Origin of the sequence: Streptomyces sp. NPDC005195, assembly GCF_040608315.1 — a bacterium.
GTDB classification, from domain to species: domain Bacteria; phylum Actinomycetota; class Actinomycetes; order Streptomycetales; family Streptomycetaceae; genus Streptomyces; species Streptomyces kaempferi.
Genome location: NZ_JBEXHZ010000008.1, coordinates 86829 through 112153 on the forward strand (window position 1 = coordinate 86829; position 25325 = coordinate 112153).

20 protein-coding genes and 1 pseudogene are annotated in these 25325 nt (G+C 72.1%); 10 read left to right on the top strand and 11 right to left on the bottom strand.

The window, feature by feature from the left end:
- Window positions 1-12: 12 nt before the first annotated feature.
- The 4 genes from ABZV34_RS12095 to ABZV34_RS12110 all read right to left on the bottom strand — a co-directional run bounded on the left by ABZV34_RS12095 (window position 13) and on the right by ABZV34_RS12110 (window position 3634).
- A complete protein-coding gene (locus tag ABZV34_RS12095; RefSeq protein WP_356273850.1) occupies window positions 13-1017 on the bottom strand; it encodes a glycosyltransferase family 2 protein in 1005 nt (334 codons plus the stop codon).
- On the bottom strand, window positions 1014-1832 hold the full coding sequence (locus tag ABZV34_RS12100) for a glycosyltransferase family 2 protein (protein ID WP_356273853.1): 819 nt from the start codon (window positions 1830-1832) through the stop codon (window positions 1014-1016). Before ABZV34_RS12100 ends, ABZV34_RS12095 begins: the two co-directional genes overlap by 4 nt.
- Window positions 1833-2205: 373 nt before the next feature.
- Window positions 2206-3300, bottom strand: coding sequence for a GNAT family N-acetyltransferase (locus ABZV34_RS12105; RefSeq protein ID WP_356273856.1), 1095 nt, complete (start codon window positions 3298-3300; stop codon window positions 2206-2208).
- 1 nt (window position 3301) lies between these two features.
- The gene (locus ABZV34_RS12110; RefSeq protein ID WP_356273859.1) at window positions 3302-3634 is read right to left on the bottom strand and encodes a hypothetical protein; all 333 of its coding nucleotides are present in this window, start codon (window positions 3632-3634) and stop codon (window positions 3302-3304) included.
- A gap of 435 nt (window positions 3635-4069) precedes the next feature.
- Between ABZV34_RS12110 and ABZV34_RS12115 the strand changes: the two genes are divergently transcribed.
- Window positions 4070-4876, top strand: a complete 807-nt coding sequence (locus ABZV34_RS12115) for an SGNH/GDSL hydrolase family protein (protein ID WP_356273862.1) — start codon at window positions 4070-4072, stop codon at window positions 4874-4876.
- 6 nt (window positions 4877-4882) lie between these two features.
- Here ABZV34_RS12115 and ABZV34_RS12120 read toward each other — a convergent pair whose 3' ends face one another.
- From ABZV34_RS12120 to ABZV34_RS12135, 4 genes and pseudogenes are all read right to left on the bottom strand, one after another.
- A complete protein-coding gene (locus ABZV34_RS12120; RefSeq protein WP_356273865.1) occupies window positions 4883-6535 on the bottom strand; it encodes a serine/threonine-protein kinase in 1653 nt (550 codons plus the stop codon).
- 57 nt (window positions 6536-6592) lie between these two features.
- Window positions 6593-8415, bottom strand: a pseudogene (locus tag ABZV34_RS12125) (sulfite exporter TauE/SafE family protein).
- Window positions 8412-10202 (bottom strand): tetratricopeptide repeat protein, encoded by a 1791-nt coding sequence (locus ABZV34_RS12130; protein WP_356273868.1) that lies wholly within the window; start codon window positions 10200-10202, stop codon window positions 8412-8414. The pseudogene ABZV34_RS12125 and the gene ABZV34_RS12130 overlap by 4 nt, the downstream one beginning before the upstream one ends.
- A 120-nt stretch (window positions 10203-10322) precedes the next feature.
- A complete protein-coding gene (locus tag ABZV34_RS12135) occupies window positions 10323-11843 on the bottom strand; it encodes a DUF4331 domain-containing protein (protein WP_356273870.1) in 1521 nt (506 codons plus the stop codon).
- 252 nt (window positions 11844-12095) lie between these two features.
- Here ABZV34_RS12135 and ABZV34_RS12140 point away from each other — a divergent pair, with 252 nt between their 5' ends.
- The 3 genes from ABZV34_RS12140 (at window position 12096) to ABZV34_RS12150 (ending at window position 14044) form a co-directional block, all read left to right on the top strand.
- Entirely contained in the window at window positions 12096-12638 is a 543-nt protein-coding gene (locus ABZV34_RS12140; protein ID WP_356273873.1) for a sigma-70 family RNA polymerase sigma factor, read from the top strand.
- 229 nt (window positions 12639-12867) lie between these two features.
- On the top strand, window positions 12868-13659 hold the full coding sequence (locus ABZV34_RS12145; protein ID WP_356273875.1) for an anti-sigma factor: 792 nt from the start codon (window positions 12868-12870) through the stop codon (window positions 13657-13659).
- A 115-nt stretch (window positions 13660-13774) separates the two neighbouring features.
- On the top strand, window positions 13775-14044 hold the full coding sequence (locus tag ABZV34_RS12150; RefSeq protein WP_356273878.1) for a hypothetical protein: 270 nt from the start codon (window positions 13775-13777) through the stop codon (window positions 14042-14044).
- A gap of 271 nt (window positions 14045-14315) precedes the next feature.
- On the opposite strand, the gene ABZV34_RS12155 is transcribed toward ABZV34_RS12150, so the two are convergent.
- The 3 genes from ABZV34_RS12155 to hmgA are packed head-to-tail and all read right to left on the bottom strand — an operon-like array spanning window position 14316 to window position 17662.
- Window positions 14316-15503 (bottom strand): type ISP restriction/modification enzyme, encoded by a 1188-nt coding sequence (locus ABZV34_RS12155; RefSeq protein ID WP_356273881.1) that lies wholly within the window; start codon window positions 15501-15503, stop codon window positions 14316-14318.
- Between the two features lie 41 nt (window positions 15504-15544).
- Window positions 15545-16294 (bottom strand): GntR family transcriptional regulator, encoded by a 750-nt coding sequence (locus ABZV34_RS12160; RefSeq protein WP_356273884.1) that lies wholly within the window; start codon window positions 16292-16294, stop codon window positions 15545-15547.
- A 27-nt stretch (window positions 16295-16321) separates the two neighbouring features.
- Window positions 16322-17662, bottom strand: a complete 1341-nt coding sequence (gene hmgA / locus ABZV34_RS12165; RefSeq protein WP_356273886.1) for a homogentisate 1,2-dioxygenase — start codon at window positions 17660-17662, stop codon at window positions 16322-16324.
- A gap of 212 nt (window positions 17663-17874) precedes the next feature.
- Here hmgA and ABZV34_RS12170 point away from each other — a divergent pair, with 212 nt between their 5' ends.
- From ABZV34_RS12170 to ABZV34_RS12195, 6 genes are all read left to right on the top strand, one after another.
- Complete coding sequence (locus ABZV34_RS12170) at window positions 17875-18552, top strand: nuclear transport factor 2 family protein (RefSeq protein WP_356273889.1); 678 nt, start codon at window positions 17875-17877, stop codon at window positions 18550-18552.
- Window positions 18549-19169, top strand: coding sequence for a TetR/AcrR family transcriptional regulator (locus ABZV34_RS12175; protein WP_356273892.1), 621 nt, complete (start codon window positions 18549-18551; stop codon window positions 19167-19169). Before ABZV34_RS12170 ends, ABZV34_RS12175 begins: the two co-directional genes overlap by 4 nt.
- Window positions 19170-19337: 168 nt before the next feature.
- Window positions 19338-21605 (top strand): molybdopterin oxidoreductase family protein, encoded by a 2268-nt coding sequence (locus ABZV34_RS12180; protein WP_356273895.1) that lies wholly within the window; start codon window positions 19338-19340, stop codon window positions 21603-21605.
- Window positions 21606-21995: 390 nt separating this feature from the next.
- A complete protein-coding gene (locus tag ABZV34_RS12185; RefSeq protein ID WP_356273898.1) occupies window positions 21996-23339 on the top strand; it encodes an ABC transporter ATP-binding protein in 1344 nt (447 codons plus the stop codon).
- 19 nt (window positions 23340-23358) lie between these two features.
- The gene (locus ABZV34_RS12190) at window positions 23359-23811 is read left to right on the top strand and encodes a DUF3574 domain-containing protein (protein WP_356273901.1); all 453 of its coding nucleotides are present in this window, start codon (window positions 23359-23361) and stop codon (window positions 23809-23811) included.
- 112 nt (window positions 23812-23923) lie between these two features.
- Entirely contained in the window at window positions 23924-25312 is a 1389-nt protein-coding gene (locus ABZV34_RS12195; protein ID WP_356273904.1) for an aldehyde dehydrogenase family protein, read from the top strand.
- Window positions 25313-25325: the final 13 nt, after the last annotated feature.

The following is a 25325-nucleotide window of genomic DNA, read 5'->3' on the forward strand; positions in this document are numbered from 1 at the left end:
CGGGTCCTCTTCTCATGCCGCCGCCCCCTCGCGCCCCGGACCGTCCCCGATCTCCACCACCGAGAACACCGCCCCACCCCTGCGGGCCCGGAGACTGCCGAGTACGTACCCGCCGGCGGCGGTGAGCACCCCGGCGACGATGGCGCCGGCGCGGCCCGCGCCGCCCGGGCGGGCCAGTACCGCGTCGCGCACGCCGCGCACGACTCCGGCGGGCAGGACGCGGGTGGTGTAACGGCGCTCGGACTCCAGGCCCTTCGCGGCGCCGACGCTGCGGGCCACCAGGGCCTTGGACAGGCCCTCCGCGTAGGTGCGGGTGCGGAAGTACGCGAAGTGCTCACGCGCCGTCGGCACCCGGTGGTGGATCACCGCGCGGTCGTCGATGAGCAGGATCGCGTCCGGCCTGGCGCGGGTGAGACGGATGCACAGCTCCGTCTCCTCGCAGCCCAGCGGACGTTTGTCGCCGTCGCGTCCGATGCCGGTCGCGAAGCCGCCCGCCGCGTCGAACGCGGTACGGCGGAAAGAAGCGTTTCCGCCGAGGACGTTGCGGACTCGTACCCTTCCCCGCGGCAGGCCCTTGTACGTGCAGCCCACCACCCAGTCGAACTCCTCGGGGAACCAGGCCGGACGGCGGCCCGACGCCCAGATCGGCATCGTGCGGCCGCCGACGGCCATGACCCGCGGGTCCGCGTACCCCGCGGCGAAGTGCCGCAGCCAGTCCCGCTCGGCCACGGCGTCGTCGTCGAGGAACGCGATGATCTCGCCCTGGGCGGCGGCGATCCCGGTGTTGCGGCCCGCGGACAGACCGCGCGGGCCCGCGTTGGCGAGCACCCGCACCGCGTCGGTCTCCTTGTACTCCCTGCCGAGCCGCTCCAGCAGCGTGGCGTTGTGGTCCACGACGAGGAGCGTCTCCAGGGCGGGCAGTGACTGCGCCCGCACCGAGGAGACCGCCGCGAGGATGTCCTCCCAGCGGTCCTCGGTGTAGACGCAGACCACCACGGAGATGTCGGGACTGCTCAAGACACCTCTCCCTGACGCGAGTCGAGCTGGGACGCGTGCGGCCGGCGGCGCAGCGCGCGCCGGTTGGAGCGCTCCCTGAGGATGACCTTGAGGACCCGCAACCCGTCCCGCACCGCGCGCAGGTTGCTCGCGCCGTGGATACGGAGGTACTCGTGGCTGGGGATCTCCTGCACCTTGAGACCCGCCTTGACCACCCGGATGTTCATCAGGGTCTCGACCTCGAAGCCGGTGCAGTCGAGGTCGATCTCGTCCAGGCAGTGCCGCCAGAACGCGTTGTAGCCGTAGCAGAGATCGGTGTAGCGGGCGCCGAACTTGGCGTTGACGACCGCGCACAGCACCCTGTTGCCGAGCTTGCGCACGGGCGTCATGTCGGACGTGCCGCCGCCGTTGGCGAACCGCGAGCCCTTCGCGAAGTCCGCCCCGGACACCAGCGCGGACACATAGGACACGATCTCGTGTCCGTCGGCCGAGCCGTCCGCGTCGACCATCACGATGATGTCGCCGGTGCACGCCTCGAACCCGGTGATCAGCGCGTCGCCCTTGCCCTTGCCGCGCTGCTCGACGACCTTGACGTCGGGCCACAGTTCGCGGGCCACCCGCACGGTGTCGTCGGTGGAATTGCCGTCCACAAGAACCACTTCGTGGATCCAGCCGGGAAGCGTCTTGAAGACGTAGGGGAGATTCTCCGCCTCATTCATGGCGGGAATCACCACACTCACCGGTGGCGCAATGGCCAGGTGAGAGGAGATCGGCCGGTATTTGCCGACCGCTAACGGATCATCGCCCGAAATGGCTGGGCGCAGGACTGAGCTCATGAGTCTGGTCCCTCTCGTCCGGTGGACCGCCCGCCCCTGGGCGGTCCGGCTCTTTTTCCGGTTCGAAAGGGGGGTTCTCACTTACGGCATGCCGAAAGGGATCTCCGTGCATGCCGGGTGAGCTGGCAAAGCTGGCCGGCTCTCGGAAAAACGGAAGCCGACCGCGCGGCACGGCTCGGCACAAGTGTGGTCACCGAGCACGGCACCCCCCTACCGCGCCCCGCGTCCGACCCTCTTCGCGATCTTGAGCCCTCCCCTAGATCGCATACGCATGACGGTCCGATGCGGGTGAGATGTATGACGATATTGACGATTGTGTCTCTATGGCAAGGCCTGGAACGTGCCCCCACGTTTTTGTTGGTTTGGCCGTTACCTAACGACTCGAACGGATTTTCCCCATCCGCTTGAGAATTCTGTCGGCGGGCTCGAAGAGCTCCGGCCGCGACAGCACCATGTTGCGCAGCGCCCGGACCGGAGCGCGCCGCGCCCGGTGTCCGACCGCTACCGGGTGACGCCGGGTCACCCACCCCTCGGACACGGAGAGTTCCCGTGTCTTCAGGGAGTCCTTGTATTCCTTCTGGCCCCGCCCCAGATCAAGATAGGCAATTCCGTCGGCCGCCGCCGCCTCCGCCATCCGCAAATGCATGATCAGTCCCGGTGAGTACTTCGCGAACGCCGGATCGTAGGCAGGGAACCAGCAGGCGAGGACCCGCTCGGTACGCAGGCCGAAGTGCGCGGCGACCGGTTTCCCGTCGGCGTACAGCACGGACAGGATGCCCGCGAACGACTCGGAGCGGGTGTGGAAGAGCTGCAGCACCAGACGGTTGATCCAGGCGTGCGCGAAGCGGTCGCTGCGCCCGGTTCTGCGGTACTGCGCGGACTTCCAGTCCATCAGGGTGCGCAGGGCCGCGGGATCGCGCTCGTCGTGGACGTAGCGCACCTCGCCGGCGTCCCGGCCGAGCCTGCGCTCCTTGGCGAGTGTGGTGCGGGTGAACTTCGGTGACTGGGCGCGCAGTTGGCGCAGATACGTTTCGTAGCCCTGGTCGACGTCCATGACCGGTGACGGGAAGGTGCCGGAGGCGCCCGCCTCGAACGACGGCTGGCCCTGCACCAGATGGTCGAACTCCCATACGGCGAGTCCGCACTCCCGCAGCAGGTCCTGGGCGTCCCAGGCGAACCCGGGGCGGTGCACCAGGCCCTGGCAGTCGGAGACGCCGAGGCCGACGGCCCGTCCCACGCCGGTGGTGGATCTCTGGAACGGGAAGAACGCCGTGGGCTCGCCGTCCTCGCGGGCCACCGCGATCCGCACGCCGCGCCGGCAGCGTCCCACCGCGAGAGTGAACTCGGGGGACAGGAAAGGATTCGCCAGCTCCGGCGAGCCGTTCAGATGGGCCTTCGACTGCAAAGCCGTCCAGGCCGCCCGGTCGGCGGTGCTCAGCTCGCCGGGACGGTACACGCGTATGTCCACTTCAGGAAGTCCGTCTTCTCGTGGTACGGACGCGCAGCCGCCGTACCAGTACCAGCAGGAGAGCGAGGGAGCTGATCGCGGTCACGGCCACGACCCCGCCGGGGACCGACCAGCGGTGTACCGCCAGCATGCCCTGGGCGACGAGGAGATCGACGGCGATCGCTCCCGCGACGGACACCACCGTGCGGGCGAAGGGATCCAGCCCGCGCAGCGCGGCCCCGACGGCGGCCCCGGGCGCGGCGAGCAGGAAGAACAGCGTGAACGGGCCGCGCAGCGAGGAGTCCACGTCGGCGAGCGCGAGCGCCGCGCCGACTCCCGCGACGGCCACAGCCACGCCCGCGAGCAAGGGGATCAGGTCCTTTCCCGGATCCTGTCCCGACCGCTCGTCGCTGTCTGGTGAAGGTGACTTGATGCCTATGGTCTGCATTGGCGACTTTGCCCCCCGAAGCGCCGGATGCCGGGCTTCAATGTCGCGCAGGCGGCTGGCGGCCGTCAAGATGCGGTGGGCACTGATACGGGCTTCTTGGGCGACTTCAAACCTGTGACGGCCCTGTTCCGCGGGCGATTCTCGAAGCCGCCACCCGCGCCGGACGAACTGCGTGCGGTGGCCCTCGGGTTGGTTGCGGACATGAACATGCAACCACGATGCCGCCGGTGAGCGCGGTGCCGCGGTCCCGACTGTTGCGGAATTCTTTGGCATGGACACTTCCTGTCAACACGCGTAGCTGCTACCAAAGTTGTGGCAGAGATCCTGCTAAAGGGAGGTTCCATGAGACGTTCCCGAATTACGGCATACGTGGCCTCACTCCTCCTCGCCGTCGGCGGTGCCCTCACCGGGGCAGCGGCGGCGCAGGCGTCCCCCACCGCGGCCGCCACCGGTTATGTGGCCCTCGGTGACTCCTACTCCTCGGGGGTCGGCGCCGACAGCTACATCAGCTCCAGCGGCGACTGCCTGCGCAGCACGAAGTCGTACCCCTACCTGTGGGCCGCCGCGCATTCACCCTCGTCGTTCGCCTTCACGGCCTGTTCGGGCGCTCGTACGGGTGATGTCCTCGCAAGCCAGCTCGGCCCGCTCAACTCCTCCACCGGCCTCGTCTCGATCAGCATCGGCGGCAATGACGCCGGCTTCGCCGACGTCATGACCACCTGCGTACTCAATTCCGACAGCGGCTGTCTGTCCCGGATCGCCACCGCCAAGGCGTACGTCGAATCGACGCTTCCCGGTCAGCTCGACTCCGTCTACTCCGCGATCAGCGCCAAAGCACCCGCCGCACACGTGGTGGTGCTCGGATACCCCCGCTTCTACAAGCTGGGCGCGACCTGCCTCGGCCTCTCCGGCACCAAGCGCGCCGCGATCAACGGCGCCGCCGACTACCTGGACAGTGCCATCGCCAAGCGCGCCGCCGACCACGGCTTCACCTTCGGCGACGTCAGGACCACCTTCACCGGACACGAGCTCTGCTCCGGCAGTGCCTGGCTGCACAGTCTCAACCTGCTGAACATCACCGAGTCGTACCATCCGACCGCGGCCGGCCACTCCGGCGGCTATCTGCCGGTCTTCGCCGGCGTGGCCTGACGGTCCCTACGGCGAGGCGGAAGCGGAGGCCCCGTCCGACGGGGTCTCCGTCACGCACGTGACCGAGAACGGCACCGAGTCGGACGTGGTGTGCACCGGGCTGCGGACCTCCACCCCGATCGCGTTCCGGTACGTACCGCTCGTGTCGTACGTCGTGACGACGACCGACTTCCGCGCGGTCCTGTCGTCACCCGCGGAGAACGACAGGGTCTTCCAGCCCGGGTCGGAGACCTCGCCGGTCTCCGTCACCCAGCGGTACTCGACCCGCGCCGGTACCCGGCCCACCGTGAACGTCGCGGTGAAGACGGGTGCCTGGGCCTGCGGCGGCGGACAGGCACCGGAGTAGTCGGTGTGCGCGCCCACCACCGTCACCCGTACCGACTGCGCGGGCGGCGTCGTCGTTCGGTCGCCGCCGGGCGAGGTGGTCGCCGGGGAGGCGCCGCCGGACGCCGGGTCACCGCTCGCGCCGCTTCCCGACGGTGAACTGCCCCCGCCCGCAGCCTTGTCCGTGCTGCCGCCGGTTCCCTTGCTGCTCGAGCTGGTGGTGCCGTCCCCGCCGCCGTCGTGGTTCATCAGGGCGTACGTCAGTCCGCCCAGGGCGAGGACGAGCGCGGCCACCCCCGCGATCACCGCGGCGGCCGCCCGGCGGTCGCGGACGGGCTGTGCTGAGGCCGGGGAGTCGCTCGCGGGCGGGAACGACGGATAGCCCTGCGTCGGCCCTTGCGGATACGGCGTGTCGTGGTCCGGGCGCGGCGGACCCTGCGCGGGCTGCGGGAAGACGGAGACCGTCGGCGTCCGGAGGCTCGCGGAGGGGGGGCCCGCGGCCGGGGAGCCGCCCGCGCCGATGATCCGCAGATCGCTCTCCGCCCGCGCCGCGCTCGTCCGCTCGGCCGGGTCCTTCCTCAGCAGCCCCTCGATCACAGGAGCCAGCGGTCCCGCCCGGCGGGGCGGTGGCAGCGGCTCGTCGACGATGGCGCGCAGCGTGTTGAGCGGGGTGTCGTACCGGAACGGCGAGTTGCCCTCGACCGCCGCGTACAGCAGCACCCCGAGCGACCACAGGTCCGACTCCGGCCCCGGCGTACGGCCGAGCGCCCGCTCCGGGGCGAGGAACTCGGGCGAGCCGATGACCTCGCCCGTCATGGTCAGCGCCGAACTGCCCTCGACCGTCGCGATACCGAAGTCCGTGAGCACCACCCGGTCGTCGTTCGACAACAGGACGTTCGCCGGCTTCACGTCGCGGTGCAGGACCCCCGCCTCGTGCGCGGCCCGCAGTGCGGAGAGCACTTCGGCCCCGATGTGCGCGGCGCGCTGCGGGGAGAGCGGCCCCTCGGCGTCCAGGAGGTCGGAGAGGGAGATCCCGCGGATGAGTTCCATGACGATCCAGGGGCGGCCGTCCTGCGTCGCCACGTCGTACACCGTGACCACGTTGCGGTTCGGCACCCGGGCCGCGGCCCAGGCCTCGCGCTCCAGGCGCGCGTACATCCGTTCGACCTCGGCGCCCATGAGCCCGGCGGGCGCGCGGACCTCCTTGACCGCGACCTCGCGGTGCAGCACCTCGTCCCGGGCACGCCACACGGTCCCCATGCCGCCCTGGCCCAGAGGCGAGAGAAGGCGATAGCGGTTCGCGATCAGACGTTCACCGGCCGGCTCTTCGGACACGGGTGTCCCCCCATTCGTATCCGTCGCGCATCCGCGTGATTTCTCCACAAAAGTAGCTCAACCGAGTGCGGATGCCGCCCCCTTGAACACCAATCCGGCCCCAGGGCCACGACGACGAACGCCGAACCCAGCGGCGCGGTCCTGCGGATCAGAACCGCGGCGGGTCCCGCGGCCCACCGCGGACGCTTCGCCAGCGCCCGGTTGAGGCCACTGCCGAGCTTGACGACGGCGAACCCGGCCGCGGTCAGTGTCAGGGCCAGCCCGACGCCGTACGCGAGCACGAGGAGCAGGCCGAACCACGCCTGTCCCAGAGCCGCGGCGCCGACCAGGACGACGACGGCGGACGGACTGGGCACGAGCCCGCCGGCGAAGCCGAGCAGGATCGTGCCCCGGATCGTCGGGGCCACGGCGTGGGTGTGGGTGAAGCCGCCGTGGGTGTGTTCGAGGGCCGGCGAGACGGCGCGGCCGTGCGGGTGGTCGTGGTCGGGGTCGGGACGGTGGTCGTGGTCGTGATGGTGGTGATCGGGGTGGTGCGGCTGCCGGGGCGGCGCACTGTGGGGGTGGTGCGCGCCGTCCTGGACCGTCGCGACGGCGGACGCGTGGGCGTGCGCGAGTACCAGCGGGCGCTCGTGCCGCTCGGCGTGCTCGTGGGGATGGCCGGCGAGGTCGGAGTGGTCGTGCGTGGGGCTGTGGGGGTGCTCGTGGCCATGCTCGTGATCATGGTCGAGGCCTTGGCCGTGTTCATGGCTGTGGTCGTGGTGGTCGCCGTCATGGCCATGGTCGTGGTCGTGGTCGTGGTCGTGTGCGCGGCCTCGGCGGAGCCCCGGCGGGAGACCGTGTCCGGGTGCCCTGTTGCGCCATGCGCGCCGTACGAGCGTGACACCGGCGCACGTCACCAGGACGCCGCTCGCGATACCCAGCCACGCGATCACGGAGGGCGCGGCGGCGGAGCCGGCCGTCACCAGGAGGCCGAGGGCGACGACACCCAGGGTGTGAGTGACCGTGACCGAGGCGGCCAGCGGCAGCACGTCGCGCAGGCCCGCCCGGCCGCCCCGGGCCGCCGCCGTCGCGGCCATCAAGGTCTTGCCGTGACCCGGCGCGAGCGCGTGCATCGCGCCCAGACCGACCGAGACGAGCAGGGCCAGCGAGGCGAAGCCGAGGGTGAGGTCGTGCCGGGCGACCAGGTTGTCCAGGGCCCGGGTCCAGCGGTCGGCGCCGCGCGGGAGGACGGAGGCACCGGGAGCGGCCGGTCCCTCCTCGGCGAGGGCGGCGCCGCCGGGGCGGATCCGCAGGGAGGCGACCGAGGTGTCGGCGGGGGAGGAGAGCAGCGCCTTGGGGTAGCTGGTCAGTTCCCGGGACACCGACTTCCCCGGTACGTCCGACGCGGTGAGCGTCATCCGGTCGCCGCGCGCGGTGATCTCGCGCCAGCCCGGCCCCCGGTCGGTCCCGGCGCCGCGGAAGCCCAGCGACACCGTGGCCGCCTCGGGGAGAGGGGCCGTCAGCCGGCACTCGACACGCAGGGTGTCGAGTCCGGCCTGTCCCGGTCGCAGCCTCGCCCGGCTCGCGGCGACGGTGAGCGGGACCGCCCGCCCGTCGACACTGGCCCTGCTGCCGTGCGCCGCCGTCTCGCAGCGGTGCCGGGCCCAGTCCGCCATACCGAGCTTCTCGATGTCGGGCTTCGCCTGGGTGGCCGGGATCTCGGCGAGGTCCTCGACGTGGTCGACGCGCAACTGCCCCGGGGCGGCGACGAGTCCGTCGTAGCGGTTCACGGTGAAGTTGCCCAGCGGATGCGCGCTCGCGGCCCCGCCGGGCACCAGGACGAGGGCGCAGGCGGCGGTGAGCACGGCCGCGCACGAGGCGAACAGTCGGCGCGGCGTCACTTGTCGTCCTCCAGCGCCTTACGGGCCGCGCGGGCGCCCAGGGGGGAGAAACCCGGGTTCAGGCCGAGGGCCGCCTTCAGCGAGGCGCGGGCCTCCTTCCCGTGACCGGTGGCGCGCTCGATCATGCCGCGGTGGTAGAGGAAGGACGCGTTGCGGTATCCGGTGGCGGTGGCCCTGCGGGCGTACGGAAGGGCTTCCGCGTCACGGCCGTTGACGTGCAGCGCCCAGGCGAGCGCGTCCGCCGTGTGCACGGTGTGGCGGCGGGCCCATTCGTCGCGGGCCGCCTTCAGGGCGGCCCCGCGGTCGCCGTGATCGGCGGCGGCGAGGGCGGTGTCGAGGTCGGCGTCGACACCGTAGGAGTGGGCGAGCGCGATCCACGCGTCCACCAGCGTGTACTGGTCGTGGGCCTTCCGCGTGTCGCCCGGATTGCCCCGTGCCTCGTACAACTCGCCGAGTTCCACCAGGGGCTGGGGCAGCGGATAGCGCTCCACCACCTGTTCCATGCCCTTGATCGCCGCCGCATCGTCGCCCCGGGCGGCCTGGGCGCGGGCGCGGCCCTCCAGAGCCGGGAGGTAGGTGTCGTCGGCGGCCAGTGCCCGCGCGTAGTACGTGAGGGCGTCCGTGTACTCGCCCTGGTTCCAGGCGAGCTGGCCGAGCGCACTGGCCACGTACGAGATGTCGCCCCGGCTGGTCGCTGTACCGAGTGCCTGTTCGAGGACCCGGCGGGCTGTCTTCACGTCGCCGCGCAGCTCGTGCACGTAGGCGTACCGCGTGAAGACGGGGACCCCCGGGCGGCGCGAGTCGGCCAGGTCGGCGGCCTTCGACGCCTCGGTGTAGCGGCCGAGTTCGACGAGCGCGTCGATACGGGAGCAGAGGGCGCGCTCGCTGTACGGGTTCTCCTCGAGCACCGTGTCCGCGTGGGACAGGGCGCCGGCGAAGTCGTGCCGTGCCGCGGCGAGGGCGGCCCGTCCCGCGAGCGCCGGCTCGTTGCCGGGGCGCAGCTTCAGGGAGCGGTCCAGCGCCTGCTGCGCCTGGGGGTAGCGGGAGGGGTCGCCCTTGGTGCGGGCCTGCTCCACGTACGCCAGTCCGAGCGTCGCCCAGCCGCCGAAGTCCTTGGGCTGGGCCCGGAGATGGGCCTGCAGCGCGGTGATGCTCGTGTCCAGGTCGCCACTGGCGAGGAGCTGCGGGGAGACGCCGCTCGGCGCGGCGGCGACGGTGGCGCCCGAGCCGCTCCTGACGGCCCCGACGACCACGGCCCCGGCGGTGAGCGCGACGGCCAACGAGGCGGCGCAGGCGGCGAACTGCACGGTTCGCCAGCGGCGCGACGAGGCGGACACCCGCCGGACGGCGGTGACGCGTTCGTGACCCGCGTCCGCTCGTTCGTCACTGGCGACGGTCTGTTCGTCACCCGCGTCCGCTTGTTCGTCACCCGCGGCGGTCTGTCCGTCACCCGCGCCGGTCTCGCCGCTCACCGTGCGCCGCTCGCCGCGGTCCGCGGCGTCGGCCGGGTGCTCCTCGCCGCCCGCGTCCTTGTCGTTCTCCGCGCTGTTCCTCTCGTTCTCCCCGTCGACGACCGTCCCCTCGGCGGCGACGGTCGTGTCCTCGGGCGTCGAGGGGGCGTGCGCGCGTGTCGTCCGGCCGGCGGCCGCAGCCCGCGCCCGTGCCGCGGACCGACCCGGCGAGTCCGTCGCCACGCGGATCGGCGGAGCCGGATCGGGCTCGGTCGTGGCGGCCGACCGCTCGCCGGCGTCGCCGTCCGGCGCGCTCTCGTTCGTACGCGGCGACATGCCCACTCCTCAAAGTCCTGGGGGAACGATCGTTTCGTAGGTGGGGGGGGGAGGGAGTGGCGCGGCCCGCGCTGTGGGGGATGGGGGGTACGGGCCGCGCCAGTCGGTGGACCGGGCCGGTCAGTAGGCCCGGTACATGCGCCGGCGCCACCACATCACGCCGGCGCCGATCAGCAGGACGCCGGCGACGCCCGCCGCCGCGGAGCCCGCGATCAGCATGGTGTCCGTGCCGCCCGAACCCGTCTGGAGCGCGTCACCCAGCTGGTTGCGGACCTTGTTGCCGCTGCCCTTGGCCAGCGCGCCGCGCGAACCCGAGGTCGGCTCGGCCAGGTACGGGAAGGACTTCTCGAACTTCTTGTCGTTCTTGTCGACCGCGTCGGTCAGACCGGTCTTCTGGCCGAGGAGCTCGCCCTCGACGACCCGCAGCGACGCGTCGATCACGTCGTCGGAGAGCCGACGCCCGTTCGGGAAGCCCGCGTTGTCGCCGTCGAGCACCCCGAGCCGCTTGGGATGCATGCTCGGCTTGATGGAGGTGTTGAGGCGCAGCTCCTCCGAAGGGCGCACGTGAGGCGGCTGGTTGAGGCCCTTCACGCCCTTCAGGAACACGTCGACCAGGTCGTTGCGCGGCTCGGCCGGTGCCTTGATCTTGTAGATCCCCTCGATGAGCTTGGGCAGCTCGGGGTTGGTCACGTTCTTCAGGAACTGGGCGTCGCCCCAGGGCGCGGACGCGTTGAACTTGTCCTTGTCCTTCTGGGGGTTGACCACCTCGTTGACCAGCGGGCTGCCCAGCCGCGAGACCTGCGTCCAGTCACCGTGGGCGTCCGCGCGCTGGACCGTGGACCAGATGCCGACGATCGGCTGCCCGGCGGACTCCCGGATCATGTCGTTGGGCACTTGCAGGGCTATCGAGTTGACGTTGTAGCCCTTGAGCGTGTCCCGCCCGACCTCGGACAGGTTGCCGCCGTACAGCAGGTCGAAGACCCGCAGATCCAGGAAGAACGGGTCGTCCGCCTGGCCGGCGAACGTGGTCGAGTCGCCCGCGAGCTTGTACACCGCCTGGTTGCGCAGTTTGGTGTAGTCGGGCATCGACGCCTTGCCGACGTTCGACGGCGCGACCGGGATGTCGTCCGCGACCTTGGTCTTGGAGACCAGCTTCTGGTTGTGCAGCCGCAGCAGATCGATGTCGTACGTCTGCGTGATGTTCAGGTCGGGGTCGTCCAGGCTGCTGACGGGACCCGTGTTGTAGAGGAAGGTGTTGCCGTTCTTCCGGTGTGTCTTGAAGGTGTACCGGTAGATCAACTCACCTTGTGCGTCACCGTTGTTGTCGATGTGGATGTCGTACTGGGCGTCGTCCGCGAACGTGTAGAAGTTCGGTCCGCCGGCCGGTTCCTCGAAGGGGATGAAGTTCGCGATGAGCGTCGTCGTGTCCGGCTTGTCCGGACTCACGAAGGCGTACACGTCGGTGTTGTCGTACTGGGGCGTCCCCGAGATCAGCGGGGCCTCCCGGTGGCTGGAGGCGGAGGCCGCCCCCGGTTCCAGCACGGTCACGCCGGCGGCCGCGAGCCCACCGGCGGCCAGCGCACCACAGATGAGAGTCACGAGACTCCTGCGTCCCACGCCACTCCTGGAGATAGGTGTCATGCCGTCCGTCCTCAGATCCCAATTGCCTGACGCACGCCATTCGGAGCGGTCGCCGCGGTGGATTGGTCGAATCCCAAACGTTCTTACGGCGGGTTTCGCGACTCGTCTCAGCGGACGGCTCGCTTCTTTTCGCGGATCTTTCGCGGCGACCCGCTTTTTCGGACCCCTGATCCGTAACCCATCCGAAGGACCGCTCGCTGCGAACACGTAGGTGTGGGAACGGGCCGTGCGCGGCCGGAGAGGGGGGAACGAGTGGAGGCGGACGAACTTCTGGTGCTCGTGGCCGGAGGCGACCAGAAGGCATTCGAGGACCTGTACGGGATCGTGTCCGGACCCGTGTTCGGTCTGGTGCGCAGGGTGGTGCGGGACGCCGCGCAGTCGGAGGAGGTGTCCCAGGAGGTGCTGCTCGAACTCTGGCGCTCCGCCGCCCGGTTCGACCCCGGCCGGGGCAGCGCGCTCTCCTGGATCCTCACCCTCGCGCACCGGCGGGCCGTCGACCGGGTGCGCAGCGCCCGCGCGGCCACCGAACGCGAGCAGCGGGAGGGGCAGCGGGCCCACCACCCCGCTTTCGACCAGGTCGCCGAGGAGGTGGAGGCCGGGCTCGAACGTGAATGGGTGCGACGCTGTCTGGACCGGCTCACCGCCCTCCAGCGGCAGTCCGTCACCCTCGCCTACTACGACGGCTACACCTACCGTGAGGTCGCCGAACGGCTCTCCCTGCCGCTCGGGACGGTCAAGACGCGCATGCGTGACGGTCTGACGCGGCTGCGCAACTGCCTGGGGGGTGCCGCATGAGCGGCGCCCGGCTCGCCCGGAGCCACGACGACGCGACCCGCCACCGCATCGCCGGTGGCGCGCACCCCTGTGACCGCGCCGGCCGCCCCCGACCGCTTTCCCCCCGGCCTCGACCGCTTTCCTCCCGCCCCCGCCACCCCTTCCGGCATCTCCCCGCCGGTACCCACCTCCTCCGTACCCGCGTTCTGGACCTGCCCAGCAGCGCCCGGCATCTTCTGGGAGGCGTCGCATGAGCGTCCTCGACCGTCTGCTGCGTCGCGATCTGCACTCGCTCGCGGCGCCCTACGCCCTCGACGCGCTGGAGCCCGACGAGCGGCAGCGCTTCGAGCGGCACCTGCGCGGCTGCGCACGGTGCGAGGCCGAGGTGCGGGCGCTGGGCGAGGACACGGTGCGGCTCGCCTGGTCCACCGCGGCGCCGGCCCCGGCCGCGCTGCGCGAACGGGTTCTGACCGCTGTGCGGACGACCCCGCAGGAAGCGGCGTCGCCCGGCGGCGCACCGCGCCCGCGGGCGGCGCACGGACCCTCGCGTGCGCGGGCCCCGCGCTTCCGTCCCCTGCTCGCCCCGTTCGCCACCGCGACCGCCACCGCGGCTCTCGTCGTCGCTTCCCTGTTCGCCGTACAGGCGACGCAGACCCAGGACAAGCTGGACCAGGAGCGGGCCCAGGCGCGTGAGATCGCCCACGTTCTGGCCGCGCCCGACGCCCGGGCGTCCGGTCAACGGGACGCGCAGGGCCGGGGAATCGGGGTCGTCGCCTCCGCCTCGGAAGGGCGCGCCGTCGTGACACTGAGCGGACTCGGCACTCCGTCAGGGGGGCGCGTGCACCAACTGTGGCTCATGCGCCCCCATGCGCGACCGCGCTCCCTCGGGCTCTTCGAGGGCGACACGCCCTTGATGGCCACCGGACTGAACACGCGGGCGACGTCACTCGCTGTGACGGTCGAGCCGCACGGCGGCTCGGTGCAGCCCACAACAGCGCCGGTTGTCCAACTCACCCTGAAATCGGTTGGATTCGGAGAGTAGTCGTCAACACCCTTACGGGGAAGGTGAATCCTGTGACCGCGATACACGAGTGCCACGAGGGAGCGATAGGGTTAGCCTGCCCGGGCCGGGTGGACTCGTACGGGTGGGGAGAGACATGGAACAGATAACAGTGCGCAGCAGGGCACGTGTCCCTGCGATCACCTGCGGGAGCAGCGCGACCAGTTCGCGGCTCGACCGCCATCTGGCGGTGCTGGGTGGTCCTGCCATACCGCAGCGCGAGACGGTCGAGGCGACGTCGCTGATGCGTGAGCTCACCGCGCGTGACACCACGCACGACAACAACAGCAGGGTCGCGCGCGTTCGGCGGGTCTCGCTCTTCGCACCTCTGAAGCGACTTCGTCGTTCCCTGTTCGGCGGCCACTAGTCCGGTCACGCGGTACCCGAACCCGCGCTCAGGGGACCACACCGACCCGGCGCGCACGCTGCGCTCTCGGCGCCCGTCATCCCCACGGCGCGCAGCGTCGCCCCGGTGTGTCCCCGGGCGCGGGTACATCCTTGTTCTCGTACGCGCCCTGACTCCCGCCCGGCAGTGCGCAGATCCAAGTGGACACTCTCCCGGCCCCTGAGTCCGCGGCCGGGAACCGGAGCAGCGGGCCCACCCGGTCCCCGGCCCGGCACCGGAGCGGCGGCAGCGGCTAGAGCAGCGCGAACTGACCCTCAGGGCCTTCCTCGTGGTGATCGAGGACGGACGCCGGCCGTCGTGCCGCCTCCGGCACCGGCAGCACTCCCGCCGCGCGCAGCTCGCTCGCGCCGACCGGCGCCTCCCGCACCGTCAGCTCCGCCTGCCGCCGCCGCAGTTCCCCGAGCAGCGCCAGCACCGTGACCAGTTCGAGCAGCTCGGAGGTCCGGGTCTGCGGCCAGGTCGCGGGCCCTATCGCCTCCAGAACGCCCGGTCCGCCCGTCCCGGTGCGCTCCGCGAACCACTGTTCCAGGACGCGCACCCCGCCCACCTCGAAGTCCCAGGCATGCGGCGGCACGGGAGAGATCCGGCCCGCGCCGAGACACAGGGCCTCCTCGTCCCGGTCGTAGCGCAGTTCGAAGGGGGAGGCGGGAAGCGGTGCGCGGACGTACGGGCGGCGGCCTCCGGGCAGCTTGGGACGCTCGCCGTCGCGCCGTGTCAGCCGCAGCATCCCGCGGCCCAGTTCGACCCCGTGGTCCCAGACCTCCGGGTCGGCGGTGAGGGGGACGACGCGGCCGCCCCGGCCCGGCCGTGCGACCGCCACCGTCCAGGCGAGGACGTCCAGGGGAGCGGGGGAGCGGCCCAGCCGGGCGCCCAGGTGTTCCGTCAGACCGGGTGCCAGGTTCGGTTCGAGACCGCCCGGCCGCCGGTAGAGGGGACGGATCCGTCCGCCGCGTCCGGCACCGAGCGGGAGGAGGGACGTGGCGAGCAGGACCGGCCCCGGCGTGCCCGGCACCACCGTCTGCTCGACCACGAACGCCTGCCGTTCGTCGGCCACCCGCCACAGTTCGGGGCGCGCCGCGTCGATCAGCCGGTGGTCCGGGATCAGCCACTGCTCGTCGAACGGGCCGTGCAGGACACGCACCGGCTCCGGACAGGGACCCGACTCGCGCGCCAGCCGCCCCGTCCCGGTGGACTGCCCCGGAAGCTGCGGGACCGCCGACCGCGGCGTGCGCGAGCGGGTGGAGCCGAACAGCGCCTCGCGGTCCGGCCCCTCGGCCCCGAGCAGGGCGTCCCACCGTGCTCGGAGGGACGCGGCGTCGGGAGCGGCCGGCCACCCCCGCCCCAGCCTCGGCGGTGCGACCGACCACGGCATGAGATCCGCGAGCAGCGGAGCGTCGTCGTCGTGCGTCACGCTGGGCATCGTACGACGAGGGCCGCGCACACCGTCCTCGTACGCCGTCGTCAGTGGGCGTCGAGGGTGACCGTGAAGGAGAAGCGGTCCCCGCGGTAGTGGATGCGGGCCACGTCCAGCGCGACGCCGTCCTCGCCGTACACGATGCCCGTGTAGTGCAGGATCGGGCTGAGCAGCGGGACCTGGAGCAGCCGTGCCGTCTCCGGGTCCGCCAGCCGGGCCTCCACGGTGTCGGTGATCCGGCTGATGCGCAGGCCCACGACGTCCCGCAGCACCTTGGTCATGGGCCAGCGCACCAGGTCCTGCGGGTCGATCAGCGCCGCCAGTTCGGGACGCACGTAGTTGCGCGCGTGGTTCGTCGGCTCGCCGGTCTTCTCGTCACTGCGCAGCCGGTGGTACGCGCCGACCTCGGCCACATCCGGGAAGTACTCGGCGAGTTCGGCCGGCAGCGGGGCCGGTCCGTGGCCGAGCAGTTCCGTCGTCATGCCCGACTGCTGGGCCACGATCGTGTCCACCGAACCGAGCAGGCGCACGGGCGCACCGCGCCGCGCGCTCGGCTCGATGAACGTGCCCCGCCGGCGGTGGCGGTTGATCAGCCCCTCGTCCTCGAGCTCCTTGAGCGCCTGCCGCATGGTGAGCACGCTCACCCCGTAGTGCCCGGCCAACTGCTCCTCGGTCGGGAGCCGTAGGGGATCCTGGGGCGATCGCCCGAGTATCGAGGCGCGCAAGGACTGCGACACCTGGTACCAGAGCGGCAACTTGCGGTTCAGGACGATCGAATCCGGGGCGAAGGAGGTCACGAAGGTATCCGTACCGGTCGCCGCAGCTCAGCGCAACGGGCGGAAGTGCCGCTGGAGGCCCTGCCACACGTCGTCGTACCCGCGCTGCAGGTGCTCCGCGCCCGCCGCCTGCGCCGTGGCGGTCACCGGCCAGCGCGTCTCGAACATGAACGCGAGCCCGTCGTCGACCTTCTGGGGCCGCAGTTCGGCGGCGCTCGCCCGGTCGAAGGTCTCCCGGTCCGGTCCGTGCGCCGACATCATGTTGTGCAGCGAGCCGCCTCCCGGCACGAAACCCTCGGCCTTCGCGTCGTACGCCCCTTCGACGAGCCCCATGTACTCGCTCATCACGTTCCGGTGGAAGTACGGCGGCCGGAAGGTGTCCTCGCCCACCAGCCAACGCGGCGCGAAGACGACGAAGTCGACGCCGGCGAGCCCCGGGGTGTTGCTCGGCGAGGTCAGCACCGTGAAGATCGACGGGTCCGGGTGGTCGTAGCTGATGGTGCCGATCACGTTGAAGCGGCGCAGGTCGTAGACGTACGGCAGATGGTTTCCGTGCCAGGCGACGACATCCAGCGGAGAGTGGTCGTACGTCGCCGTCCAGAGGTTGCCGCAGAACTTGTTGACGACCTCGACCGGGCCCTCGGTGTCCTCGTACGCGGCCACGGGGGCGAGGAAGTCGCGTGCGTTGGCGAGTCCGTTGGCACCGATCGGGCCCAGATCGGGCAGTTGGAAGGGCGCCCCGTAGTTCTCGCACACATAGCCACGGGCGGACGAGCCGGACCCGCCCGCGGGCGCGTCGTCCAGCAGCTCCACCCGGAAGCGGACCCCCCGCGGGATCAGCGCGACCCCGCCCGGCTCCACCCGCAGCAGCCCGAACTCGGTGCGCAGCAGCAGCCCGCCGCGCTCCGGCACGATCAGCAGCTCGCCGTCGGCGTCGCTGAACACCCGCTCCATCGAGGAGTTGGCGTGATAGAGGTGCACCGCCATGCCCGTGCGCCGCGTCGCGTCGCCGTTGCCGCCGAGTGTCCACAGGCCGGCGAGGAAGTCCGTGCCCGCGGGGGGCTCCGGCAGCGGGTTCCAGCGCAGCCGGTTGGGATCGGGCTCGGTCTCGGTGAAGGGAGCCGAGCGCAGGGTGCCGTTGTCCGTGCGCGTGAACGCGGGATGCGCGGCCGACGGGCGGATCCGGTACAGCCACGAACGCCGGTTGTGGGCTCTGGGCTCGGTGAACGCCGTACCGCTCAACTGTTCCGCGTACAGCCCGAGCGGGGCGCGCTGCGGCGTGTTGCGGCCGTGCGGCAGCGCCCCCGGGACCGCCTCCGAGCTGTGTTCGTTGCCGAATCCGGAGAGGTAGGCCAGCCCCTCGGCCGTCTTCCTCGCGTCCCCGCTCATGATCGCTCCCTCGCGCCCGATTCCTATGCATCACCGTAGGATTCGACGTCGCCGCGCGCAAGAGGGCGCTCGACGCACCGCTCGGGACCGGCCACAGCCACGGCGCGCGGTCCGGCTCCGGGCACGACGTACGACCCAGGGCTTGCCGCGGGGACCGAGAACCCGACTTCAGGGGGATCCGGCCGTCGGACCGTTGTTCTACTCTCCCCGGCATGGCGTGGAAGCGTGGACTGCTCGTCGCGCTCGCGGTCGGCGCCCTGCTCGGCGGACCGGCGGGCTGCGGCTCCGGTGACGGGCACGGGCGGGGAGAGCGGGTGTCGGCCTCGCCCGTGGGCAGACTCCTGGACGGGACGGACGAGAGAGGGCGGCACTACCGTGAGGTCGGCAAGAAGAACGCGCCCGAGGTCGCCATCGAGATCCAGCCGGACTTCGACCACGGCTGGGACGTGCGCCTGAGCGTGCGCCACTTCCACTTCTCGCCCGCCGGGGCGAGGGCCCGGGCCGTGGCCGGCCGCGGCGTCGCCCTGCTCTACCTCGACGGCCGCGCCATCGCCACGCTGCGCACCGCCGAACACCACCTCGACGGCGGCCTGGTGCCGAGGGGCACCCACCATGTCACCGCACGCCTCTACGCGGACGACCGGACGGTGTGGGCCGTGCACGGCAAGCCGGTGCAGAGCACGGCCGACATCACGGCGTCCGTGGCCGGACCGACGCACGGCCCCGCCCCGACACGGACCCCGACCCGCACGGCCACCCCCACGGGAGCCGCCACGGCCACCCCCACGCCGACCGCGCCCGGCACGCGGACGGCCACGACGAGCGGCACCGGCGGCGCGGCCCGCACCGACACGGGAGGTTCACCGGACACCGGCGGAAAGGCATCATGAAGCCCGTGCCCCCCGCGACCCCGCTCCGCCGTGCGCCCGTCCAGCGGCGCAGCGCCGAAAGACTGACGAGGATCCTCGACGCCTGCGCCGGACTCCTCGACGAGGTCGGCTACGACGCCCTGAGCACCCGGGCCGTGGCCCAGCGGGCCGGTGTCCCGATCGGTTCCGTCTACCGCTTCTTCGGCAACAAGCGCGCGATGGCCGACGCGCTGGCCCAGCGCAACCTGGAGCACTACACCGAACGTGTCGCCGAACGCCTCGGGGAGTCGGACGGCGAGGGCGGCTGGCGGGCCGCCATGGACGCCGTGCTCGACGAGTACCTCGCCATGAAACGCACCGCGCCCGGCTTCTCCCTGGTCGACTTCGGCAACCAGATCCCGGTCGGCTCCGGTCACGCCGAGCCCAACACCCGGGTCGCCGACCGGCTCACCGAGCTGCTCTCCGGCTTTCTCGACCGCACCCCCGACGAGGATCTGCGGCGCACCTTCCTCGTCGCCGTGGAGGCCGCCGACACCCTGGTCCACCTCGCCTTCCGGGTCGCCCCGGAGGGCGACGAGCGGATCATCGACGAGACCAGGCACCTGCTGCGCGCCTATCTGGGCCGGGTCCTCGACTGAACCGGGCGCGGGGGCGGGCGCACGGAGATGTCCGAACCGGCCGCGGGCCGGGGTAGCGGTACGGAGATTTCCGATCTGACCCCCGAGAGCCCCTCCCGGTCATCCGTACCGGTCGGTATGCTCGGCCCGTCCGTGTGCCACCGCTGCCACCGTCCTCCGGGAGGATCCGTGTCCCGCACCTCCGGCACCACCCGAGACTCCCGCACCGCCCTGCGCGTCTGCCCCCTGTGCGAGGCCACCTGCGGGCTGACGCTCACCATCGAGGGCACCCGGGTGACCGGCGCCCGCGGTGACCGGGACGACGTGTTCAGCAAGGGGTTCCTCTGCCCCAAGGGCGCGTCCTTCGGAGCCGCCGACGGCGATCCCGACCGACTGCGCACCCCCCTCGTGCGCGAGGACGGCGTACTGCGCGAGGCCACGTGGGAGGAGGCCTTCGACGCCGTCGCGGCGGGACTGCGCGCGGTCGTCGACCGGCACGGCCCGCACGCCGTCGGCGTCGTCCTGGGCAACCCCAACGTCCACACCATGGCCGGCGCCCTCTATCCGACCGTCCTGCTCGGCTCCCTCGGCACCCGCAGCGTCTTCACCGCCTCCACCGTCGACCAGATGCCCAAACACGTGTCGAGCGGCCTGCTCTACGGCGATGCCAACGCCATCCCGGTGCCGGACCTCGACCACACCGACCACCTCCTGCTGATCGGTGCCAACCCCCTGGAATCCAACGGGAGTCTGTGCACCGCGCCCGACTTCCCCGGCAAGCTCAAGGCGCTGCGGGCCCGCGGCGGCACGCTCACGGTCATCGACCCGCGCCGGACCCGCACGGCCGGACTCGCGGACCGGCACGTGGCTGTCCGCCCCGGCACCGACGCCCTGCTGCTCGCGGCGATGGCCCACGTCCTCTTCGAGGAGAAGCTCGTCGACCCGGGCGAACTCACTCCGCATCTGGAGGGCGTCGAGGAACTCGCGGACGCCGTGGGGGACTTCACCCCCGAAGCCGCGAGTGAGGCCTGCGACGTACCCGCGGACACCATCCGGGCACTCGCCCGGGAGCTGGCCGCCGCCCCCACCGCGGCCGTCTACGGACGCATAGGCAGCTGCACGGTTCCGCACGGCACCCTCGCCAGCTGGCTCGTCGACGTCCTCAACATCCTCACCGGCAACCTGGACCGGCCCGGCGGCGCCCTCTTCCCGCTCGCCGCCACCGACCGGACACCCCGGCCCGCGGGCCCCGGCCACGGCTTCGCGCTCGGCCGCTGGCACAGCAGGGTGAGCCGGTACCCCGAGGCCAAGGGCGAACTGCCGCTGTCCGCCCTGGCGGAGGAGATCGACACCGCCACGGCCGAAGGGACCCCGGTCCGCGCCGTCATCGCCGTCGCCGCCAACCCCGTCCTGTCCGCCCCCGACGGCGACCGCCTCGACCAGGCCCTCGACTCGCTCGACTTTATGGTCAGCGTCGATCCGTACCTCAACGAGACCTCCCGGCACGCGCACGTCGTCCTGCCGCCGCCCCCGCCCTCCCAGAGCGCCCACCACGACTTCGCCTTCAACACCCTCGCCGTACGCAACCAGGTCCGCTACAACCGCCCGGCCGTCCCCCTCGAACCCGGACGGATGGCCGAGACCGAGATCCTCGCCCGGCTGGTGCTGGCCGCGACCGGCAGGCACGGCACCGATCCGTCCGCCGTCGACGCCATGGTCGTCGACTCCACCCTCGCCAAGGCGGTCAAGGACGCGCACGGCCCGGTGCACGGACGCGACCCCCGCGAACTCGCCGCCGCGCTCGCCGGTGAGACCGGACCCGAGCGGCGCCTCGACATGATGCTGCGCCTCGGCCCGTACGGCGACGGCTTCGGCGCCCGCCCCGACGGTCTGAACCTGGACCGGCTCCTCGCGCGTCCGCACGGCATCGACCTCGGGCCGCTGCGCCCCCGCCTGCCGCGGCCGCTGAAGACCCGCAGCGGCCGGATCGAACTGCTGCCGGCCCCCATCGCCGACGACCTGCCGCGGCTGCGGGACGCCCTGCGCGAACGCCCGGCCGCGATCGTGCTCGTCGGCCGCCGCCATCTGCGCTCCAACAACAGCTGGATGCACAACGTGCCCGCGCTCACCGGCGGTTCCAATCGCTGCACCCTGCACATCCACCCCGACGACGCCGCGCGCCTCGGCCTCGCCGACGGGTCGCCCGTACGCATCAAGGGGGCCGGGGGAGAGGTGACCGCCCCCGTGGAGGTCACCGACACCGTGCGGCGCGGAGTGGTGAGTCTGCCGCACGGCTGGGGACACGACCGTCCCGGCACCCGGATGAGTCACGCCTCGCTCGACCCCGGCGTCAACGTCAACCAGCTCCTCGACGGCTCGCTCCTCGACCCGCTGTCGGGCACGGCGGTGCTCAACGGTGTCCCCGTCGAGCTCGCGCTCGCCGAGACGGGGCTGTGACCTGGAGGTGTGCGCTCACTGCTCGCGCGCCTACATCTTGTGACCCGACTCCGGCCCGACCTGACGTCGTCGTACCGCCGGCCCTCGAGTTCGGCGACCACACCCGGTTCGTGGTCGAGCGGGCGGCGGCGACGTCGTGGGTGGTGCCCGGGGCGGGGATCGTGTTCGGCGTCGTCCGACGGACATCGGCCGCCGTCCGCGACCACGCCCGGAGCGGTAGGTGATCGTCCGTTTCCTCCCGGGGTGAACCGTGCCGACCGATCCCGCCGGGTGTCTTCCCCCGGGCGTGTGCGGTCCGTTAGCTTCCGTGACTCATACGTCCCCCGCGACCCGCCCGGGACGTCCGACCGCGGAGCACCAGCGCCCTGTGAGCCCCCGGGGGCACCCTTCATGACACGCGCCATCTCCCTGCACCAGGTCAGCAAGTCGTACGCGCGCGGTGTCCGCGTCGTGGAGCGCCTCTCGCTGGACATCAGGCCCGGGGAGTTCCTGGTCCTGCTCGGCCCCTCCGGCTGCGGGAAGTCGACCGTGCTGAGGATGATCGCCGGGCTGGAGGACCCGGACGAGGGCGAGGTGCGCCTCGACGGGGAGTTCGCCAACGATCTGCCGCCTGCCGAACGGGACATGGCGATGGTCTTCCAGAACTTCGCCCTCTACCCGAGCATGACCAGCCGCGACAACATCGGGTTCCCGCTGCGCATCGAGACACCCGGCGAGGACCCCCGCCCGCGCGTCGACGCCACCGCCCGCATGCTCGGTATCGAGGACCTCCTCGACCGCTTCCCCAACCAGCTGTCGGGAGGCGAACGCCAGCGCGTCGCGATGGGCCGCGCCATCGCCCGGCACCCCTCCGCCTTCCTGATGGACGAGCCGCTGTCCAACCTCGACGCCAAGCTCCGCAACCACCTGCGCGCCGAGATCGCCTCGCTCACCGGAAAGCTGGGCGTCACCACGGTGTACGTCACCCACGACCAGGCCGAGGCGCTCTCGCTCGGCGACCGGGTCGCCATCCTGCGCGGCGGCGTGCTCCAGCAACTGGGCACGCCCCGCACGGTCTACGCGCTGCCCGCGAACGTCTTCGTCGCTGCCTTCATCGGCACGCCCCGTATCAATCTGCTGCGCGGCCTCGTCCGGGCACCGCTCGACGGCGCCATGACGATCAGCCTCGGCCGGCAGTACCTCCGGCTGCCCGAACCCCTCTGTCTCGACCACCAGTTGCTACGGGTGCAGCAGGGCCGGGAGGTCATCGTCGGCCTGCGCTCCGAGGGGGTCCGCATCGCCAGACCGTCGGAGGCCAGGCCCGGCGAGGTGGCGATCAGCGGCCTGGTCGAACATGTGGAGTTCCAGGGACACGAGGTGCTCGTCCACTTCAACACCGGCTCGCGGCCCGCCTTCGTACCGGAGTTGGAGGCGCCGCGTCCGGCCCGTCCGGTGCGCCGCCGGCGCCGTGAGGGCACCCTCCTGGGCCGCCTCCGGGAGCGGGCGGCAGGGCGGCGGGCCGGGCCCGTGGTCGTCCTGGAGCACCCGGGCGACACGGAGCCCGCCCGCGCCGACGAGGTCCCGCCCGAGGGGCGCCTGCCCGGCGACCTCGTCGTCCGCACCACCCCCGACTTCGAACTCCGGCACGGCCTCCAGGTCCCCCTCCTCGTCGACCTCGCCCACCTGTTCGTCTTCGACCAGCACGGCGAACGGATCTGCCCCGCTCCGGCGCGGCTGCCGGACCTGGACGAGTGAGTTCGCTAGGCATGCGTGCATGTCCGTGCTCAGCATCCGCGCCCGGGTGGGCGCCGCCACCGCCACCGCCCTGCTCGCCGCCGGCGCCCCGGCCGCGTACGCCCTGTTCGACGACGCGGGCCCGAAGACCCCGGCCACCGCGAGGACCTTCATGGAGACCCGGCTGCTGTTCGGCACCGAGCGGCCCGACGGCGGACCGGCCGTGACCGACCCGCAGTTCATGGACTTCGTCGACCGCGAGGTGACGCCCGCCTTCCCCGAGGGGCTCACCGTGCGGGACGGCCGCGGACAGTACCGTGACGCGCACGGTGTCATCGAGCGCGAGCGGTCGTACGAACTGGTTCTGCTGTATCCGGCGGCGCAGGCCGGCGCGCGGGACGCCGGGATCGAACGGATCCGGACGGCGTACGAGAGGACGTTCGGGCAGGAGTCCGTGGCCCGTCTCGACGCGCCGACCCGGGTGGACTTCTGAGGCCGCGGGGACGTCCGGGCCGCACGCGCCTCCCGACCCCCCCCTGGCGCCACAAAACTATCATCGCTAGTTTAGGGTCCGGACCGACGCGGCCCCGCCCGGGAGGAACACGATGAAGGCACATGACGGCATGTACATCGACGGGGCCTGGCGCCCTGCCGCCGGCACCGGCACCATCGAGGTGGTGAACCCGGCCGACGAGCAGGTGGTGGGCCGGGTCCCGGCGGGCACCGCCGAGGACGTCGACGCCGCGGTACGGGCCGCCCGCGCCGCCTTCCCGGCCTGGGCCGCGACCCCGCCCGCCGAGCGCGCCGCGCGGCTGGCCGCCCTGCGTGACGTCCTCGAAGCCCGCAAGGACGAGATCGCCGAGACCGTCACGGCGGAGCTCGGCTCACCGCTCGCGTTCTCGCAGGCGGTCCACGCGGGCGTACCGATCCTGGTCGCGGGCTCCTACGCCGAACTCGCGGCCACGTACGCCTTCGAGGAGAAGGTCGGCAACTCGGTCGTCCACCAGGAACCCGTCGGAGTGGTCGGCGCGATCACGCCGTGGAACTATCCGCTCCACCAGATCGTCGCCAAGGTCGCCCCGGCGCTCGCGGCCGGCTGCGCGGTCGTCCTGAAGCCCGCCGAGGACACCCCCCTGACCGCCCAGCTCTTCGCGGAGGCGGTCGCGGAGGCGGGCGTGCCGGCCGGTGTCTTCAACCTCGTCACCGGGCTCGGTCCGGTCGCGGGCCAGGCCCTCGCCGAGCACCCGGACGTGGACCTGGTCTCCTTCACCGGCTCCACGGCCGTCGGCCGGCGGATCGGTGCCGCGGCCGGCGCCGCCGTCAAGCGGGTCGCGCTGGAACTCGGCGGCAAGTCCGCCAACGTGATCCTGCCGAGCGCGGACCTCGCGAAGGCGGTCAATGTCGGCGTCGCGAACGTGATGTCCAACTCCGGCCAGACGTGCAGCGCCTGGACCCGCATGCTGGTGCACGAATCGCGGTACGAGGAGGCCGTGGAGCTGGCCGCCGCGGCCGCGGTCAAGTACGGCGACCGCATCGGCCCGGTGGTCAACGCCAAGCAGCAGGCCCGGGTGCGGAGTTACATCGAGAAGGGCGTCGCCGAAGGCGCCCGGCTGGTCGCGGGCGGTCCTGAAGCCCCGCGCCCCCAGGGGTACTTCGTCAGCCCGACCGTCTTCGCCGACGTCGAACCCGGCATGACGATCGCCCAGGAGGAGATCTTCGGGCCGGTGCTGTCGATCCTGCGCTACGAGGACGAGGAGGACGCCGTCCGGATCGCCAACGGCACGGTCTACGGGCTGGCCGGCGCCGTCTGGGCGGGCGACGAGGCCGAGGCGGTGGCGTTCGCGCGGCGGCTCGACACCGGGCAGGTCGACATCAACGGCGGACGCTTCAACCCCCGCGCCCCGTTCGGCGGGTACAAGCAGTCCGGAGTCGGACGCGAGCTGGGCACGCACGGCCTGTCCGAGTACCTCCAGACCAAGTCCCTGCAGTTCTAGACCCCAGGAGCAC

Bases quoted from the DNA above. Each gene is read 5' to 3' on its own strand.
- ABZV34_RS12185 (WP_356273898.1), top strand. From the start codon at position 21,996: ATGACACGCGCCATCTCCCTGCACCAGGTCAGCAAGTCGTACGCGCGC.
- ABZV34_RS12155 (WP_356273881.1), bottom strand. From the start codon at position 15,503: ATGCCCAGCGTGACGCACGACGACGACGCTCCGCTGCTCGCGGATCTC.
- ABZV34_RS12130 (WP_356273868.1), bottom strand. From the start codon at position 10,202: ATGTCGCCGCGTACGAACGAGAGCGCGCCGGACGGCGACGCCGGCGAG.
- ABZV34_RS12100 (WP_356273853.1), bottom strand. From the start codon at position 1,832: ATGAGCTCAGTCCTGCGCCCAGCCATTTCGGGCGATGATCCGTTAGCG.
- ABZV34_RS12145 (WP_356273875.1), top strand. From the start codon at position 12,868: ATGAGCGTCCTCGACCGTCTGCTGCGTCGCGATCTGCACTCGCTCGCG.
- ABZV34_RS12175 (WP_356273892.1), top strand. From the start codon at position 18,549: ATGAAGCCCGTGCCCCCCGCGACCCCGCTCCGCCGTGCGCCCGTCCAG.
- ABZV34_RS12135 (WP_356273870.1), bottom strand. From the start codon at position 11,843: ATGACACCTATCTCCAGGAGTGGCGTGGGACGCAGGAGTCTCGTGACT.
- ABZV34_RS12115 (WP_356273862.1), top strand. From the start codon at position 4,070: ATGAGACGTTCCCGAATTACGGCATACGTGGCCTCACTCCTCCTCGCC.
- hmgA (WP_356273886.1), bottom strand. From the start codon at position 17,662: ATGAGCGGGGACGCGAGGAAGACGGCCGAGGGGCTGGCCTACCTCTCC.
- ABZV34_RS12195 (WP_356273904.1), top strand. From the start codon at position 23,924: ATGAAGGCACATGACGGCATGTACATCGACGGGGCCTGGCGCCCTGCC.
- ABZV34_RS12190 (WP_356273901.1), top strand. From the start codon at position 23,359: ATGTCCGTGCTCAGCATCCGCGCCCGGGTGGGCGCCGCCACCGCCACC.
- ABZV34_RS12150 (WP_356273878.1), top strand. From the start codon at position 13,775: ATGGAACAGATAACAGTGCGCAGCAGGGCACGTGTCCCTGCGATCACC.
- ABZV34_RS12170 (WP_356273889.1), top strand. From the start codon at position 17,875: ATGGCGTGGAAGCGTGGACTGCTCGTCGCGCTCGCGGTCGGCGCCCTG.